Here is a 16,640-nt window from a genome sequence, read left to right as displayed (position 1 = left end):
GGCGGGAGCTTTCGCCCCGCGGGCGGCAGGTTCCTCTCAGAGGTCCCAGAGGCAGTGCTGGCGCACCGCGTTGTAGAGGGGAGCGGTGCGGGCGAAGGCGTCGCGATCTTTGGCCTCGAGCTGTTCTTCGATCTGCTGGCGCAGCGAGATGGCCAGCAGGACCATGTCCACCTGGTCGCGGACGATGTCCTGGAGAGCCGCCTCCAGGCGCCGGCGCTGGTCGGTTCGCACCGGCATCGCAGGGTTGGGTTCCGCGACCGCCCGGTACCAGGCAGGGATCTCGCCGGCGAAGGCCAGCATGACGTAGAGCCGTCCCCGCAGATGCTGGAGCGCGTCGATGGCCTCCAGCGGATCCCGGACGAGCATCGCGCAGCCCCGGTGGAGCTGGCGCACCAGGTGGCCGTTGACGATGCTCACTTCCTCCCGCTGGTGGGCGCCCAGCTGGAGTTCAAATCCCGCGAGCGCACTGCCTTCCTCCGCGACCACCAGCGTGTTGGGCAAGAAGTCTCGCTCCAGCACGAAACTGACCCGCTCCAACAGCTCCGGCGTTTCGGCGAGATGCCGGAGGAAGCGGAGGCTCGAGGGATTCTTGAGCCGCAGCTGGCTGAAGTGGTCGATGACTTCGCGCTTGGCCCGCAGCATAGCCGCCCGGCCGGCGGAGGGGCCCGCGGCCCCGTCTCGCTCGGCCCTCTTGCGCCCCCCGTGCTCACGACCGAATTCGACAAAATCACCGGCGGGGCCGGATGGTACGTGCCCCGTCTTTGGGTGTGTCAGACAGTATTCTCTCCCGCTGCCGTCGATTCCTGCGAACAGCTATGAAGAGGTAACGTTGACCAATTTGCGCAACACCTCCCACCTCCGCGTTTTCCCGCTTGCAGCGAACACATATTCGCCATACAATGAGGTTGCTGGATGCAAACGCGTATTCGGGGGTCGTTGCTTTGGCCGGGCTAGCTTATCTGTACGTTCCCCACCCGCCGGCGGATACTCCAGGCCTGGATCGCCTCTGGGACGCCCTGGTGCAGCTCGGGGCGGTCGTCGAGCCAGACGGCGCCCAGGGAGGCTTCTTCGAGTTGGCCGGCCTGGACGAGGGCGAGGAGGCGGTCCGCCGGGTAACCGGCACCGTCGCCCGCATCCTGCCGTTCAGGCATGCGGTGGGAGTGGCATCGACCCGCCTCGTCGCCAAGGCAGCGGCGCTATCCCTGGCGGAGTACGCCTCCGCTGCCGCGTCCCCCGGTTCCTCCCCTGCCCGGGCTGCCCTGCGGATCGTGGCAGGCGAGGAGGAGGCCAGGGCCTTTTTGGAGGGGCTCCCTTTGCGCCTTTTCTGGATCTGCCCGGCCTCCGTGCGAGAGACGTTGACGATCCTGGGGTTTCACACCGTGGGAGAGATCGCGCGGGTGGGGCCCGATCCCCTCTTCTCGCGGTTCGGTCGCCTGGGGTGGCAGATCTGGCGATGGAGCCAGGGGATCGACCCCTCCCGGGTCTTCCCCGCCTATCCTCCTCCTTCCATCGTGCGCACCCTCGATCTGGATCCCGAGGGCGGAGCCGGCCCGGCGGATCGGGCGGCCGCGATCCGGGCGGTCCGCATGTGGGCCGCCGACATCGCGGCTATCGTCGAGAGGCGCAGGCAGGTGCCCTCCGCCCTGGGATTGCGGATGACCCTGGAGCTTCCCCGCCACCTCTCCCGGGGTGCTCCGGAGGCTCTCGTCCAGGAGAGCATCCGCCTGGGCGAGGGCCGCTACGGCCGCCGGGCGCTGGAGGACCTGGCCGAGCAATTGCTGGCCCGGGTCCTGCGCCAGGCCCACCCGTGGTTGGATCGAGGCGCTACCCCCCGCCGGCTGGAGCTGATCGGCACTTCGCTCCGGCCCGGCCAGGTACGCCAGGATACGCTGTTCGACGCCCGCCGTCCCTCGGCCGTGCGGCAGGATCGGATGGCCGACGTGGTCCGCCTGGTCAACCTCCGCGTGGGAGCGGGGGCCATCCGGATAGGAGACGGAGACCTCGAGGAGCCAGGGCTTGCCCGCAGGGAGGCCATGCTGGCCCTCATCGAGCAGGGGGTGGGGCTGGCTTGAGCCGCCGGGTCGACGCGCCGGTCCGGGTCTTCTTCCCGGCGCGAGCGAAGGAGACCCCAGGGCCCGGGTGCTCGCGGATCACGGCCATCGGGTGGCGCGGGCGGACGCTGGCCGTGCGCGAGTGCCTGGACGAGTGGAGGGAGACAGGGCGCTGGTGGGCCGGCGAGGGGGAGAAGCACTTCGTCCGGGTGGTGACCGATCTCGGCATCTACGAGCTCGGCTACGAGTTCGCCACGGGCGAGTGGCGGGTCTACCGCATCTTCGATTGATGGATCCGGAGGCCTGCAAGTGCCGAGAGAAGCGTCGCCTTTCGTACACCTGCACGTGCATACGCCTTTCTCTTTCCTCGACGGAGGCAGCAGCATCGAGAGCTTGCTGGATCGGGCCGCCGCGACGGGTATGCCGGCCCTGGCCGTCACGGACCACGATACCTTGAGCGGCGCGGTGCGGTTCGTCCGGCAGGCAAGAGCTCGCGGGATCAAAGCCGTGGTGGGTGCTGAGTTGACCATGGAGGACGGCCGGCACCTGACCCTGCTGGCCTGCAACCGGAGCGGGTATGCCAATCTGTGCCAGATCCTGACGGATGCCCACCTGAGCGCTCCCCGGCGATCTCCCAGAGCCCGCTGGGCCACCCTCGCCGCTCGTCGGGAAGGGCTGATCGCCTTGAGCGGCTGCAGCCGGCGAGGGGTGGCCGCGGTCCCCGCGAGGATGGGGAAGGCGGAGGAGGCCCTCCAGGCCCTCCGGCAGCTCCGGGAGATCTTCGGTGAGAACGCCTACGTGGAGGTCCAGGACCTCCGGTTACCCGGCAGCCGCCGCCTGGCGCGCCAGCTGGTCGAGATGGCCCGGCGGCTGGGGATGGAAGTGGTGGCGACCAACGATGTCCACTACGCCCGCAAAGCGGACTTTCCCGTCCACGACGTTTTGACCTGCGTGCGGACGCTGACGAGGCTCGAGTCCGTCCACCCCGAGCGGGCGCTCAACGCCGAGCAGTACCTCAAGGCGCCGCACGAGATGGCGGAGCTCTTCTCGGACGTCCCGGAGGCCCTGCGCAACAGCCAGGCCATCGCAGACCGGTGCGAGGACCACGTCGTGCCGCTGGGGGAGAGGCTGTTTCCCTCCTATCCGGTGCCGCCGGGAGAGACCCCCTCCTCCTTGCTCAGGCGCCTCACCTACCAGGGTGCCGAGCAGCGCTACGGGAGGCTGACGGAGCCGATCCGCCGGAGGCTCGACCATGAGCTGCGCATCATCGAGGCCCTGGGGGTAGCGGATTACTTCCTGGTCGTCTGGGAGATCGTGCGCTACGCTCGCAGCCGGGGCATCCGGACCTCGGGGCGGGGGTCCGCCGCCGATTCGGCCGTCGCTTACGCTCTGGGGCTGACCGACGTGGACGCCATTGCCCGGGGGCTTCTGTTCGAGCGGTTTTTGAGCCTGGAGCGGGCCCAATACCCGGACATCGACATCGACTTCGACGCCCGCCGGAGAGACGAGGTCGCCGCCTACGTCTACCGACGCTTCGGCCCCGAGCACGTGGCCTCCGTGGCCACGTACAACACGTTTCAGGCCCGGTCGGCCTTGCGGGATCTGGGCAAGGCCATGGGCTACCCCCCGGGGGAGATCGACGCGCTGGCCCGCCGTTTCCCCTCGATCCCTGCCGACGCGGTGCGCCAGGCCGCCGTGCGCCTCCCGGAGCTGCGCAACAGCGGGCTGCTGGAGCCCCTTCCGGGACAATCGGGCCATCGCTACGAGCTCCTCTTCGACCTGGCCGAGGCCGTGGCCGGGTTCCCCCGTCACCTCGGCACCCATCTGGGAGGGCTCATCCTCAGCCGGGACCCCATCGCGCGCCTGGTGCCCCTGCAGATGGCGGCCAAGGGGGTGGTCGTGGCCCAGTTCGACAAGGACGACGTGGAAGCGATGGGGTTCATCAAGCTGGACCTGTTGAGCCTGCGCGCGCTCGGGGCCGTGGAGGACGCGGTGCGCCAGATTCAGGAGCAGCCGGGCCAGGAAGGCAGCACCTTCGACTACGAGCGGATCCCGCTGGACGATCCGGAGACGTACCGGATGCTCCACCAGGGACAGACGGTAGGGGTCTTCCAGCTGGAGAGCCCGGCCCAGCGCGCTCTGCAGAGCCGGCTGGGGGCGAGCCAGATCGAGGATATCGTCGCCAGCGTAGCCCTCATCCGCCCCGGCCCGATCAAAGGCCACATGGTGGAGCCGTTCATCGCCCGGCGCCACGGTCTCGAGCCCATCCGCTACGCGCACCCGGCGCTGGAGCGCATCCTGCGCAAGACGTTCGGCGTCGTGCTGTACCAGGAGCAGGTCATCGAGATCGCCACCGAGGTCGCGGGGTTCACCCCCGGGGAAGCGGACCGCCTGCGCCGGGCAATGACCCGCTTCCGCTCCCAGCGCGAGATGGAGGAGATCGGCCGGCTCTTCGTACAGCAGGCCGTCGCGCGGGGCGTGGCGCCCGGCGTGGCGGAGACCATCTTTTCCTATATCGCCGGATACGCCGGTTACGGCTTTTGCGAGGCCCACGCCGCCGCCTTCGCCACGACGGCGTACAAGACCGCCTACTTGCTGCGCCACTACCCGGCCGAATTTTTCGCAGCCCTTCTCAACAACCAGCCCATGGGCTTCTACCCGCCCCATACCCTGATCACCGAGGCGCGCCGGCGCGGGGTCGCCGTGGTGGGCCCCGATATCCGCACGAGCGGGGTCGACTACGAGATCGTGCGGGTGGCGGGCGACGGCCACGCGCTCCCGGCCCCTGTCATCCGCGTCCCTCTGAAGGTGATACGGGGCGTCGGGGAGGCAGGGGCTCGCACGATCGTGGCCGAGCGGGAGCGGGGCGGGCCGTTTCGTTGCCTGTACGACTTCTGCCGGAGGGTCGATCTGCCCCAGGATGCCGTGGAGGCGCTCATCGAAGCGGGAGCCTTCGATACGCTCTACCCCAACCGCCGGGCCCTGCTGTGGGATCTCCCCCGGATCCTGGCTGCGGCCCGGCGGCCTCCGCACCGGGCGGGCGGCGAGCTCCCGCTACCGCCGGTCTCCACGGCGCCGGCTTCCATCCGTGACTTCTCCCCCTTCCAGAGGACGGCGCTCGAGCTGCACGCCATGGGGTTTTCCCCGAGCATGCACGTGCTGGAGCATTTCCGGGAAAGGCTGCGCCGGCAAGGCGTCATCACCACCCGGGAGGCAGGGATGCGCCCGAAGGGCGAGGAGGTCCGGGTGGCGGGCCTGGCCATCCGGCCCCACCGGCCTCCCACCCGTAGCGGTCGCACGGTCGTCTTCCTCACGCTGGAAGACGAGGAAGGGCTGCTCGACGTGACGGTCTTCGAGGACGTGTACCAGCGGTGGGGCCACCACATCTTCACCCGCCCGGCCCTGATCGTGACCGGGATCATCGAGCGGCGGGGCCAGGGCGTTAGCCTCACCGCCCGGGAGGCCCACCCGCTTCCCCTGGATCCCCCGGACGAGGAGCCTCCGGCGCCCCTTCCGGGCCAGGCTCCACCTCGGGATGCGGGCACGTCGCGCACAGCCCCAGCACCCGCTCGATGAGAGGCATGGCCCGCTCCGCCGCCCCCGGCAGCCCCATACGCTGGCGTCCCACGGCCCCCCGGCGCTGCCGCTCATCGGGAGCGTCCAGCAGCCGGAGCGCCTCCTGCGCCGCTCGCTCCGGCGTCCCGCACAACACCAGGGCGTCCCCCAGCAGGCGCTGCTGGCGGGCGGCGAAGCGCAGCGTGTACTGCACGCCCTGCCGGGGAAAGCTCACCACCACTTTGCCGAGACCGGCCGCCTGCTCGTTGGCGGTGCCCGCCAGCCCCAGGACCAGGGTCGCGCGGTGGAGCAGGTCGGGAAAGCCTGCAAGGGTGAGGGCGATGCGCGCCGCCTGGCCGTCGCCCGGCACGCCGGAGCGCGGCGCTTCCATCAGCCAGGCGTCGATCCCCTGGAGCCGGTCCGCCTCCGTCGCCTCCTGGAGCCGCCACCCGGCCGGCACACGCTCGGGTGGCACGGGAGCCGCGAGCGCCGCCACCGCCTGCACCTCCGGGCGACGGCGCCGCACCTGGCGCACCACCGCGGCCAGGGCAGCCAGGTTGTCCGGGAAGTCTCGCCGGCTGCCCGGCAACAGGGCGAGCACCGGCGCGCCCTCCCTCAGCCCGAGCGCCAGCCCGCGCGGCTGCACCATGTCCATCATGAAGTTGCCGACGCTCGTCGCCCGCACTCCGCCCTTCCCCAGGCTCATGGCCGTCCGGTGGTCGCGGGCCAGCACCAGGTCGCACGCCCGCGCCAGGATGCGCACCTCGATCTTCAGGTGAGGGGCGATGTAATCGGAACGGGCCGTGGCCACGAAGAGCTTCGGCACCCGGTACGCCTGGGTCATCAGCACCGGGTAGATGTCCCCCACGAGCAGCAGGTGGCGCACCCGCGGCCTCAAGCGCCGCAGGGTGTCGAGCTGGGCGGCGGAGAGGGAGAGGAATCCGGCCGCCAGATCCTTGAGGAAGAGCAGCGGCTGCTGCCATCCGAACCCTTCGGAGGGCATGGGCCTCGACCGGAAGATCACGGGGACCCCCCGCGCATCGTACGCATGGCCCATGCCAACCAGCGCCACGGCGCCGATGCGCAGCTGCGGGTGGCGCCTGGCGATCTCGGAGGCGAGCAGCGCCCCGATCGCGTCCTCGCCATGCCCGTTGCTCACCACGAGCAGATCGATGGACCCCCCGGCCGTCGCCAAATCCCCTTCGTCCCCCTCGAGACCGCTCCGCTCTTCCTCGAGGATGTCGCCGGCGCCTGCGTTTCTTCGCCGCGCGGCTGTTCCCCTCTCCTGGTGCGGCGGCGGTCAAGCCCCGCCGGGTTGGTGCATAGGCTTGTGGAGCCGTGGACAACGTCATCCGCCGCCTGCAGATGCGACTGTTCGGGCGCTTCCCGGCCCTGAGGCCCGGCCGGTTCGGATGGGGCGCGGCCCAGCTGTCGGGCGCCAGCCTGCTGAGCCGCCTCATCGGGTTCGTCTACTCGGCCACCGTGATGCGCCTGGCCGGCCCGGAGGCGGTAGGGCTGTTCCGAATGGTCTGGCCCCTTTACGCCACGGCCTTCACCGTGGCGGCCGCCGGGATCCCCTACGCCATTTCCAAGCTCCTGGCGGAGAGCACGGCCGCAGGAGCAGCCGGAGAGGCCGGGAAAGAGGCCGGTCCCCCCCGCTCCCCCCGCTCCATCGCCCTGCAAGGGTTGGGCCTGCTGCTCGTCAACAGCGTCGTCACGGCCGTGACGCTGTGGTTCGCCGCTCCGTGGCTGGTCGCCACCCTGGGCAGCGAACCCCGCGCCGTTCCCATCCTCCAGCTCCTGGCGCCCTCCCTGGTGGCCGCCGCCCTTTCCGCAGGGGCCAAGGCGCTGTTCGAGGGCATCCGGCGAATGGCGGTGCCGGCCGCATCCCTCATCACGGAGCAGATCGTGCTGTCCGCCGTGGCCGTAGGCCTGACACTGCAGCTGGCCCGATGGGCCAGCTCCCCAGAGACCGCCGCCTCGGCCCTCGCCTTCGCCTCCGTCCTCGGGGAGGTCGCGGGGCTCGTGGTGATGGTGGTGGCGGTCGACCGGCTCTGGAAGACGTGGGACGCCGCCCGAGCGCAGGAGGCGCCCGGCGGCCGGGGAAGGGCGTCGTGGTGGCCGTCCGCCATCTTGAGCCTGTCGCTGCCCGTCGCCGGGGGCCGCATCCTCTCCTCCGTCGGGGCCAGCCTCACGACCCTCCTGCTCCCCAACCGGCTCCACGCCGCCGGGCTCACCCCGTCACAGGCGGCAGCGGAGATCGGGTTGCTCCGGGGGGTGGCCCTGCCGCTCGTGCTGACGCCCAACATGCTCAGCCTGGCCCTGATGACCACCCTGGTGCCGTCCATCTCCAAGGCCCTCGCCCGCGGCGACCGCGACAGCGCCCGCGCATACAGCGACAAGGCCCTGGCCACCACGGTGCTCCTCAGCCTGCCGGCGACGGCAGCGTTGGTCGGCCTGCCGGAGCTGTGGACCCGTACGCTCTACGGCGAGCCCGCCGCCGCACCGCTCCTGGTGGTGTCGGCCCTGGGCGCGCCTTTCGCCTACCTCGGGCAGACGCTCGTCGGCGTCCTGCGGGGGCTCGGCCGCCCCGACATACCGGTGCGCGGCCATATCCTCGGCATGGCCGTAGAGGCAACGCTCATCTGGAAGTGGGTAGGCCAGCCGGCCCTGGGCATCCGGGGAGCGGCCCTGGCCTCGGTGGTCGGCTACGCGGTGGCCTACTCCATCAACCAGGTCGCGGCGATGCGGCACCTGGGCACGGAGCTGCGCGGGCGTGCCTTCCTCGGCCCGCTGGTAGCCGCCGTGCTCGGTGCCGTGGCCGGGCGGATCGGCGCGGCTGCCGTCGCGGCATGGCTGCAGGGAGCAGGGCAGCTTCCCGCCTTCGTCGTCGACGCCGTGGCCCTTGTGACGGGCCTGGGAGTACTCGGCCTCTTCTACGGCGCCGCCCTGCGATCGAGCCCGGTCTGGCGGTGGCTGGCCGCCTAGTGCCTGGGAAGTAGCCCGGCCCGGCTCCCGTTGACCCCACCTTGCTCCGGAGCGCCTTCCTCGACGTAACGGGCAGCGTTACGGTCGAAGGCGGCTTTGCACGCCGCGCTGCAAAAGTAGTACGTCCTGCCGTGGTACACCGCCCGCAGCGGCGAGCGGCTCTCGTCCACCTCGGCGTGGCAAACGGGATCGACGGCCAAGGCTCTGGGCGACCTCCTCGACAACGCCGACGCGGCCCTTACAGCGTCACCAACGTCGACAGCACTGCCGCCGCCAGGCCAGCGACGGTCCCCAGCACCCCAATCAGGAACGCGGTCCTCCATATCTCGAGTTGCCGGCGGTCCCTTCTGGTGACGAAGTGGAACCGGCGCCTGGCGGCACGGGTCCGGTACCAGCTCAGTGCGTAGCCTGCTCCCGTGACGCCCACGGTACCCACGGCAAGCCACGTCATCCAGGGCATCCACGCCTCACCCCAGTGAGCCAACAGCCCCGTACCCCCAGACTCCTTCGCACCCTCGAAGGGCCCCTCTTCGACGCGCGTCGACCTTCGCCTGCAGGATCTTGAAGGTTTCGACACGCCACTGTCGGCCCGGGGAGCCGCCCGGCTCAAGGCCGAGAGAGGTGCTGGCTCGCCCCCTCCGGGGTGCAATGGCGCCAGCAGGTCTCGGTACCTGCAACGGGCACCCTCTGGCTCTCGAGCAGGCGAGCTACCTCCTGCCCCACGGGGTTGGCGCCGCGGGCGAGCTCGTCGGCGAGGTGAGCATGCAGGCACTTGACGTGAGCGGGCCGGGTGATGCCCGAGATCCCCGTCTCGGTCAGGATCCACCAGTCCCGGGGCCGCTCCGCCTGAAGGAGCTCCGCCCACTCTTCGGGTACCAGCGTCCGCCGTATGGACGCCGTGGCCCGGTGAGCCTGCCCCAGCGACTCCTGCAGCTGCGGGTCCACGTCGGCCAGGTGCTCGAACCGGTCGAGCTCCCCGTCCCTTTCGAGCCGGTCGATCTCGCGCACCAAGAGGGGGCACGATAGCCAGCACAAGGTGCTGTTGGGAGAAATGCGCCTCTTGGCCTCGTCGACCTCGAGGGGCGCGAACAGGAGCACCTGCGGGTAACCGTACCGGCACCGGCGCAGCACCCCGAGGGCCATCCGGGGCCGGTGGCCCATCTGCCGCCGGACGACGATGGCGTCCTGGTCCGAGAAACGCTCCACGTGCACGCCCAGGGAGTCCAGGCGCGCGACCAGGGCGGCGTCCAGCTCTTTGGGTATGGAGTGGGGCAAGCTTGCCGGCTCCGGCGTGACGGGAGACTCGATGACGAAACGACCTCCGATGGTCTGAGAGCAGAGATGGTGCGCTCGGGGAGACTTGAACTCCCGGCCTTCGGCTCCGCAGGCCGACGCTCTATCCGCTGAGCTACGAGCGCGCCACAGCGCATCTATTGTACGGAGGGTGCAGCCAAGCGTCAAGGTAAACCGGGCGAGCGAGCGCCGGCCGCCCGCGCTTACTCCCGCCGGGCCGCCTCCGTCACGGCCGCCAGCGCCCCGGTCACGTCGTTGCGCCATCCCTGCCGGCGCAACAACTCGCCGAGGGCGGCCACCAGCCGACTGACGTGGCGCAGCGCCGCCGACTCGCCCATCGTCCCGATCCGCCACACCTGGCCCTTCCAGGGCCCCAAGCCACCCCCGATCTCGATGCCGAACTCTTCCAGCAAGGTCCTGCGAACGCCGGCGTCATCCACCCCTTCGGGTACCCGAACCGTCGTCAGGCTCGCGATGCGCAGAGCCGGATCGGTGACGGCGAGCTGCAGCCCCAGCGCCTCGAGGCCCGCCCATAGCGCCCGGGCCACGCGGCGATGGCGCTGCCAGCGAGCCTCCAGGCCCTCCTCCAACACCCGCTCGAGCGCCCGGTGCAGGGCGTAGACCATGTGGACGGGCGCCGTGTGGTGGTAAACCCGCTGCTGGCCCCAGTAGGCGGCCACGAGCCGCAAGTCCAGGTACCAGGAAAAGACGTCGCGCTTGCGCGCTTCGAGGCGCCGCATCGCCCGCGGCGATGCCGTGAACGGCGCCAGGCCCGGCGGCGCGCTCAGGCACTTTTGTGAACCGGAGTAACACAGGTCGACCCCCGCCCGGTCCACCTCGACGGGCACCCCTCCGAGGGAGGTCACCGCGTCGACCACCAGCAACGCGTCGTACTGGCGGGCCAGGGCCGCCAGCGGCTCGATGGGCTGGAGCACGCCCGTCGACGTCTCCGCGTGCACCATGGCCAGCACTCGGGGCGCCCGACCCCGCCGTGCCACCTCTTCGACCTGTTCGGGATCCACCGCCTTCCCCCACGGCACCTCCACCACGTCGACCTCGCCGCCCAGCCGGCGAGCCATCTCTGCCATCCGATCGCCGAAGTAGCCGTTGACGACCACGATCACCCGGTCTTCCGGCTCGATGGCGTTGGCCAGCGCCGCCTCCATGCCCGCGGTGCCGGTACCCGATAGCGGCAGGGTGATGGGATTGGTCGTGGCGAAGACCCGGCGCAACATGCCGACCGTTTCGTCCATGATGGCGAGGAAACGGGGGTCGAGATGACCCAGCGAAGGCGCCGCCATGGCCCGCAACGTGGAGGGATGGACCATGGACGGACCCGGGCCCATCAGCAACGTCTCGGGAAGCCCTTCCAGGGATGTGCGCGTGCTACTCACCGGCGTCCCTCCTGCCCTTTCCCCGGTCGTCTGCGCCGCTTCACGGGCGAGGGCTCCTCAGCACCAGCAACAGCCCCAACCCGATGAGCACCGTAGGCCAGAGGATGTCCCAGCGCACCCACCAGAAGATCCCGAGGTTGGCAAGGACGATCACGCCTCCCAGGGCGATGAGGAACACCCCGAACAGGCGCCGCCGGCGGTCCGCGCCCCCGCCGGAGCGGACCGCCTCGCTCACGCTCTGGCCGGCCACTGAAACCGTCTGGCCCAGTTCGCGGGCGTTTTCCCGTACCACGTCCCAGGCGCCCTGCGCCACGGACCGCTCCGAGGGCATGACCAGGGCCAGCACGACGTACGCCACGATCCCCAGGCCTCCGAAGAAGGCCAGCAGCACGAAGCTCAGCCGGATGAGCACCGGGTCCACGTCGAAGTACCGCCCGAGCCCCGCGCACACTCCGAAGACCATGGCCCCCCGGGTCGGCCGGTAAAGCGGTGTGGTTGCCATCGTTGTCCGGGCCCTCTCCCTTTCTCCGTGGTGGGCGCCGCCCGTCCCACGCGGCTACGAGTTCGCCTCCGCCGGTCCCCGATCCTGGCGTTGACACGACGGGTGCACCGACCATAGGCTCAAGCCCAGGAGGCGCTGGAGCCCATGGCCAAACAATACTGGATCGGGTCGCTGAAGCGAGGAGACAGCGTCCTGGACTTCTTCGCGGCCCAGGACAAGGCCCTGGCCACCACGTCCGACAACCGCCGCTACCTCCGGTTGCGGCTGGGCGACCGGACCGGGTGGATGAGCGCGGTCGCCTGGGACAACGGCCCCCAGCTCTTCGAGGCGTTCGAAAACGGCGACATCGTCCGGGTCATGGGCGAAGTCGAGGAGTACCGGGGCAAGCTCCAGATCCGGGTGCACAAGCTTCGCGCCGCCACGCCCTCGGACCGGTTGGATGCGGCCGACTTCCTGCCGTCGTCCCGCTTCCCTGCCTCCGAACTCGTGCGCCGGCTGGACGGCGTCATCGAGCAGGTCGCCAACCCGTGGCTGCACGAGCTGCTCCGTCGCCTGCTCGGGCCCGGCGGGCTGTTACGCGAGGCCTACGGCCGCACGAGCGCGGCGCGGGAGGTGCATCACGCGTACCTGGGCGGCCTGCTCGAGCACGTCCTGGAGATGGTCGACATCGGCCTGACGCTCAGCCGCCTGCATCCGGAGTACGCGAATCCCGACGTGGTGGTGACGGCGATCCTGCTGCACGACGTCGGCAAGCTCTACGAGCTGGACCAGCAAGGCCACGGGTTCGTCTACACGAGGGAAGGAGAGTTGTTGGGCCACGTCTATCTGGGCGCCCGCTTGGTGGAAGCGCACGCGCGGGCCATCGAGCACTTCCCGGACGACCTCCGGGAAGAGCTGGTCCACTGCGTCTTGAGCCACCACGGGTCGGCGGAGCACGGGGCTCCCGTCCTGCCCCGGACGATGAACGCCTGGATCGTCTACCTGGCGGACGAGGCCAGCGCGCGGCTCAACCAGGTGCGCCGCCTGTACGAGCGGGTCGACGCCGGCGGCGGCCCCGGCGACGGGTGGAGCGAGTACGACCCGCGCCTCGGGATCAGGGCCTACACGGGCTTCACCCGCTCCGCGCCCGAGGGCGAGCCTCCCGGCGCCTTCCAGCCGGATTCGGCGTAGAGGCTCCCGGCCACGCCGTCAGCGGCCCAGCACCTCGGCCCGCCGGCCGACGTACCGGGCCCAGGCGGTACCGAGGTGCACGCGCTCGATGCGGAAGACCCGCTCATCCGGCAGCAGCACGAGGTCCTCGGGCTTCACCTCGATCTCGGTGTACAGCAAGTACCGCCCCGTGGCCGCGTCCCGTACCACCACGGCGTGTTCGACCGTGCGCGGGACGGACTCCATGGGGATGAGCCGCGACATGCCGCCTCGGATCGCGAGCGTCCCGCCCCAGGCCAGCATCACCACGACCCCGGCTGCCAGCAGCACGGCGACGGCCTTGAGCACGCGGGCGAGCCACGCGTGGCGGCCGCCGGAGGGGCGCTCGTACCACTCCCGGAGATTCACACCCCTAGTATGTTCCGGGCGAGTCCCCGTCCGACCCTGCCGAGCGCTCCGCGAGGCTCTGCCTGACCCTCTCGAGCTCCCGCTCCACCTGGCGCTGGCGCTGCCCGAGGTAGTAAAGGTATCCGATCAGTAGCGCCCAGAGAAGGACGTACGCGGCCTGGAAAAAGGCCATGGGTCGCTGCCTCCTCCATCGTTCAGCCGAGTCGCAACCGGGCCTTCATCCGCTCCAGGGAGAGCTGCGCCGCGCCTACCCGGTACGCCGTCCAGCACAAGGAGGCATACAGCAGGGTGAACGCCGCCACGCTCACGAGCAGCGTCACCAGCATCTCCGGGGCGATGTTGATCTGCCCGGGTCCCAGCACCTGGGGATGGATGGTCCGCCACCACCGGATGGACTCGAAGACCACCGGCACGTCGACGAACGCGATGATGCCGAAGACGGCGGACAGCCGGGCCCGCCGGTCGTCCCCCTCCACCGTGCCCCGCAGCACGAGGTACCCCACGTACAAAAACCACAGCACCGTCGTGGTGGTCAGCCGTGGATCCCAGGTCCACCACACGTTCCATACCGGGCGCATCCAGAGGGTCCCTGTCACCAGGGCGATGGTGGTGAAGAGCACTCCGACTTCGGCGGAAGCGCCGGCCACCAGATCCCACCGCGTCTTTCGCTTCCACAGGTAGGCGACGCTGGCGACCATCACCACGAAAAAGGCCAGGAACGCGTTCCACGCGGAGGCCACGTGGAAGTAGAAGATGCGCGACACGACGCCCATCGTGCGCTCGTTGGGCACCCAGACCAGCACGAGATACAGGGCCACGGCTACCACCGCCGCCGTGGCCACCGTCAAACCCAGATGAGCGGGCCCGGCCCCTGCCCGGGCGGGCGCCGCCTCGTGCCCCTGCTCCACCGCGCCGACCCTCCCTTTCGTCGGGGCTCACCCTTCCAGCAAGAAGCGAAACAGCAACTGGGGGGCGGCCAGCATCACCACGTCGTACACCGCCAGCATGCGCACCCACGGCTGCCAGTCGGCCGCAGACAGATTGGACATGAGCGCGCCCGTCGCCTCCACCGCCGCGATGGCGACCGGCACCGCGACCGGCAGCAAGAGCAGGGGCAGCATCAACTCTCGCGCCCGGGAACCTGCCGCGATGGTGGCGAACAGCGTGCCGACGGAGACGAAGCCGGTGGTCCCCAGCATCAGCACCGCCAGGAACCAGCCCCACTCCCTCGGGGCTCCCACCCGGAAGAGGGCGAGCAGCACCGGTACGCTCACCGCTTCGACCATGACCGAGAAGACCCAGTTGGCCAGGAGCTTGCCGGCGAAGACCGCCTCGGGTTCGGCCGGCGAGGCCAGGAGCCCCTGCAGCGCCCCCGAGGCCTGCTCGACGCCCATGGAGCGCCCCAGCGCGAGCATCCCGGCGAAGAAGACCGTCACCCACAGCACGCCCGGCGCCACGCTCGACGGATCGATCCGGGTGGGATCGAGCGCAAAGCTGAAGGTGAGGATGGCCAAGAGCGCGAAGACGAGGCTCGTCCCGGCGGTCTCCCGGCTGCGCAGCTCTGCCCGCAGATCCTTCCAGACGATGGCGGCTACGGTCGACCAGAAGCCCATGGGATCCCTCACGCCCGCCCCGGGCCCGGCGCGTCTGGCAGGCCCGGCCGTCCCGCCTGCTGGTCGGTGCGCAGGGCCTGATCGACCAGCGCCTCCAGCGACCGGACCCAATCAGGCCCGGTATCGGCGCCCGCGGCCTCCTTCGGCACTTCGGCCACCACCCGTCCCCGCGCGAGCACCACGAAGCGGGAACAGACCGCAGCCACCTCGTCGGGCCGGTGGGAGACGACGAGCAGCGTGCGGCCCGTCTGGCGCAATTCCTGCAAGATCTCGACCAAGAGCCGCACTCCCGGGCGATCGAGGCCCGAAAAGGGCTCGTCCAGCAAGTAGAGCTCCGGTTCGTGCAGCAGCGCCCGGGCGATGGCCAGGCGCTGGATCATCCCCCGGGAGTAAGTGCGTACCGGGTCCGAGGCGAAGACCCACAGGCCGAGCCGGCGAAGCAACGTCTCGATGCGGCGGGATAGGTCCGCCACGCCGTAGACGCGTCCCCAGAAGCGCAAGTTTTCCTCGGCGCTGAGATGGTCGTACAAAAACGGCTGGTGGCCCAGGATCCCGACACGCCGCCTCAGGGGGGCGGTCGCTTCCCCGGCGGGTACCCCGTCCACCAGGATCTGCCCGGCATCGAGGCGCACCACCCCCGCGATGGCCCTGAGCAGCGTGCTCTTCCCCGCCCCGTTGGGGCCGAAGAGGGCCACGGCCTCACCGGCGTCCACCCGAAGGTCCACGCCGGCCAGCACCGGCCTGCCGCCGAAGCGCTTGACCACCCCGCGAGCCTCGATCACGGGCCGACCCCGCTACCGGGCGCCGCCGCGTCCCCGCCTTCGGGCCGCCGGCTCGTGGCCGGATCCATGCCCGCGAGCTCCCGGAGCAGGAGCGCGCGCTGCCGCTCGTACCGATCCGCCTCCAGATACCCGGCGCCATACTCGGCGTCGAGCGCGACGATGGCCTCGGCCACGCGGCTACGGCTTCGCTCCCGCCTGCGCAGCACCAGCACGAGCGCCGCGCCCGCCCCCATCAGGCCCAGGGCGCCTGCCACGCTCCAGGGAAGCCCGGCCGGCCGCCCGCCACCGGCAACCGCGGCGCTTCCCAGCACCAGGAGCACGGGAGCGTCCCCCGCCGCTGCCTGCTCCCGCACGAACGCCTGGTACGAGCGCCCTTCGACGTCGACGGTGCCGGCCGCGGACGCTCCGACGACCGACGCCTGCAGGCCCGGGTCCAGGAGGACGATCAGGGTCCCGACCGTGAAGGGGCGCTCGACAGCCCACGGATGGGGAAGGGCGTCAGCGGCGATACGGTAGGCGATGGCTACGGTCGTCCCCTCCTGCCGCCCGCCGCCCGGCGCCGCAATGGTGCCCACGACCGCGTCAGGCTGGCGCTTTAGGCTTGCAGGGACCAGGCCGTCGATCACCCGCAGCCCCTCGTAGCCGGCGGGAAGGGGTACCCGTAACGCCTGCCCCGCCGCAGACCACGGCCCCGGAGCGAGCCGCAACACGTCGAGGACGTCGAAGGCGGGCCGGGCCTGCCCGGGGGCCGGCGAGATGACCAGGTGCTCCACCTCGACCGTCATCGCGATGCCGCTCGCCGCCGCACCCGGTGCGCTCGCTGCGCCGGCGGCCGCCGCCTTTGCGCCCACTATCACGAACAGGGCCAGACCAACGGCCCGGCCTGCGCGCCAACGGCCCCTCAT

17 protein-coding genes, 1 tRNA gene and 1 pseudogene are annotated in these 16,640 nt (G+C 70.8%); 5 read left to right on the top strand and 14 right to left on the bottom strand.

Features of this window, described 5'->3' with window-relative positions:
- Positions 1–36 precede the first annotated feature (36 nt).
- The gene (locus U7230_RS01870) at positions 37–642 is read right to left on the bottom strand and encodes a YpiB family protein (RefSeq protein WP_324717051.1); all 606 of its coding nucleotides are present in this window, start codon (positions 640–642) and stop codon (positions 37–39) included.
- 299 nt (positions 643–941) lie between these two features.
- On the opposite strand from U7230_RS01870, the gene U7230_RS01865 reads away from it, so the two are divergent.
- From U7230_RS01865 to U7230_RS01855, 3 genes are read left to right on the top strand one after another with little or no spacing between them, the layout of a single operon-like run.
- Positions 942–2,072, top strand: coding sequence for a hypothetical protein (locus tag U7230_RS01865; protein WP_324717050.1), 1,131 nt, complete (start codon positions 942–944; stop codon positions 2,070–2,072).
- On the top strand, positions 2,069–2,341 hold the full coding sequence (locus U7230_RS01860) for a DUF6504 family protein (RefSeq protein ID WP_324717049.1): 273 nt from the start codon (positions 2,069–2,071) through the stop codon (positions 2,339–2,341). Before U7230_RS01865 ends, U7230_RS01860 begins: the two co-directional genes overlap by 4 nt.
- Positions 2,342–2,360: 19 nt before the next feature.
- On the top strand, positions 2,361–5,627 hold the full coding sequence (locus tag U7230_RS01855; RefSeq protein WP_324717048.1) for a DNA polymerase III subunit alpha: 3,267 nt from the start codon (positions 2,361–2,363) through the stop codon (positions 5,625–5,627).
- Between the two features lie 16 nt (positions 5,628–5,643).
- On the opposite strand, the pseudogene U7230_RS01850 reads toward U7230_RS01855, so the two are convergent.
- A pseudogene (locus U7230_RS01850) lies at positions 5,644–6,765 on the bottom strand (lipid-A-disaccharide synthase-related protein); the annotation flags it as partial.
- A gap of 179 nt (positions 6,766–6,944) precedes the next feature.
- Here U7230_RS01850 and U7230_RS01845 point away from each other — a divergent pair.
- Positions 6,945–8,594, top strand: coding sequence for a polysaccharide biosynthesis protein (locus tag U7230_RS01845; protein ID WP_324717047.1), 1,650 nt, complete (start codon positions 6,945–6,947; stop codon positions 8,592–8,594).
- Here U7230_RS01845 and U7230_RS01840 read toward each other — a convergent pair.
- The 6 genes from U7230_RS01840 to U7230_RS01815 form a co-directional block, all read right to left on the bottom strand.
- Positions 8,591–8,794, bottom strand: a complete 204-nt coding sequence (locus U7230_RS01840) for a YHS domain-containing protein (protein ID WP_324717046.1) — start codon at positions 8,792–8,794, stop codon at positions 8,591–8,593. The two genes, U7230_RS01845 and U7230_RS01840, sit on opposite strands and share 4 nt — an antisense overlap.
- Before the next feature lie 38 nt (positions 8,795–8,832).
- A complete protein-coding gene (locus tag U7230_RS01835) occupies positions 8,833–9,078 on the bottom strand; it encodes a hypothetical protein (protein WP_324717045.1) in 246 nt (81 codons plus the stop codon).
- A 122-nt stretch (positions 9,079–9,200) separates the two neighbouring features.
- The gene (locus tag U7230_RS01830; RefSeq protein ID WP_324717044.1) at positions 9,201–9,869 is read right to left on the bottom strand and encodes a DUF501 domain-containing protein; all 669 of its coding nucleotides are present in this window, start codon (positions 9,867–9,869) and stop codon (positions 9,201–9,203) included.
- 67 nt (positions 9,870–9,936) lie between these two features.
- Positions 9,937–10,012: transfer RNA gene (locus U7230_RS01825), tRNA-Arg, on the bottom strand.
- Between the two features lie 78 nt (positions 10,013–10,090).
- On the bottom strand, positions 10,091–11,281 hold the full coding sequence (locus U7230_RS01820) for a pyridoxal-phosphate-dependent aminotransferase family protein (RefSeq protein ID WP_324717043.1): 1,191 nt from the start codon (positions 11,279–11,281) through the stop codon (positions 10,091–10,093).
- 40 nt (positions 11,282–11,321) lie between these two features.
- On the bottom strand, positions 11,322–11,783 hold the full coding sequence (locus tag U7230_RS01815; protein ID WP_324717042.1) for a PspC domain-containing protein: 462 nt from the start codon (positions 11,781–11,783) through the stop codon (positions 11,322–11,324).
- Between the two features lie 144 nt (positions 11,784–11,927).
- Between U7230_RS01815 and U7230_RS01810 the strand changes: the two genes are divergently transcribed.
- Positions 11,928–12,953: a 3'-5' exoribonuclease YhaM family protein gene (locus tag U7230_RS01810; RefSeq protein WP_324717041.1), complete on the top strand. Its 1,026-nt coding sequence runs from the start codon at positions 11,928–11,930 to the stop codon at positions 12,951–12,953.
- Positions 12,954–12,971: 18 nt separating this feature from the next.
- On the opposite strand, the gene U7230_RS01805 is transcribed toward U7230_RS01810, so the two are convergent.
- Genes U7230_RS01805 through U7230_RS01780 form a run of 6 tightly spaced genes read right to left on the bottom strand, consistent with a single transcriptional unit; the run spans position 12,972 to position 16,640 of the window.
- The gene (locus tag U7230_RS01805) at positions 12,972–13,340 is read right to left on the bottom strand and encodes a hypothetical protein (RefSeq protein ID WP_324717040.1); all 369 of its coding nucleotides are present in this window, start codon (positions 13,338–13,340) and stop codon (positions 12,972–12,974) included.
- Between the two features lie 4 nt (positions 13,341–13,344).
- Positions 13,345–13,512: a CcmD family protein gene (locus tag U7230_RS01800; protein ID WP_324717039.1), complete on the bottom strand. Its 168-nt coding sequence runs from the start codon at positions 13,510–13,512 to the stop codon at positions 13,345–13,347.
- A 22-nt stretch (positions 13,513–13,534) separates the two neighbouring features.
- Positions 13,535–14,248: a cytochrome c biogenesis protein CcsA gene (gene ccsA, locus U7230_RS01795; RefSeq protein WP_324717038.1), complete on the bottom strand. Its 714-nt coding sequence runs from the start codon at positions 14,246–14,248 to the stop codon at positions 13,535–13,537.
- 27 nt (positions 14,249–14,275) lie between these two features.
- Positions 14,276–14,953, bottom strand: a complete 678-nt coding sequence (locus U7230_RS01790) for a heme exporter protein CcmB (RefSeq protein ID WP_324717037.1) — start codon at positions 14,951–14,953, stop codon at positions 14,276–14,278.
- Between the two features lie 8 nt (positions 14,954–14,961).
- Positions 14,962–15,735, bottom strand: a complete 774-nt coding sequence (gene ccmA / locus U7230_RS01785) for a heme ABC exporter ATP-binding protein CcmA (RefSeq protein WP_324717036.1) — start codon at positions 15,733–15,735, stop codon at positions 14,962–14,964.
- Positions 15,732–16,640: a hypothetical protein gene (locus U7230_RS01780; RefSeq protein WP_324717035.1), complete on the bottom strand. Its 909-nt coding sequence runs from the start codon at positions 16,638–16,640 to the stop codon at positions 15,732–15,734. Before U7230_RS01780 ends, ccmA begins: the two co-directional genes overlap by 4 nt.

It is taken from the genome of Limnochorda sp. L945t (assembly GCF_035593305.1).
Taxonomy (GTDB): domain Bacteria; phylum Bacillota; class Limnochordia; order Limnochordales; family Geochordaceae; genus Carboxydichorda; species Carboxydichorda subterranea.
The sequence above is the reverse complement of the archived record's forward strand: the minus strand, read 5'-3'. Positions and strand labels throughout refer to the sequence as shown.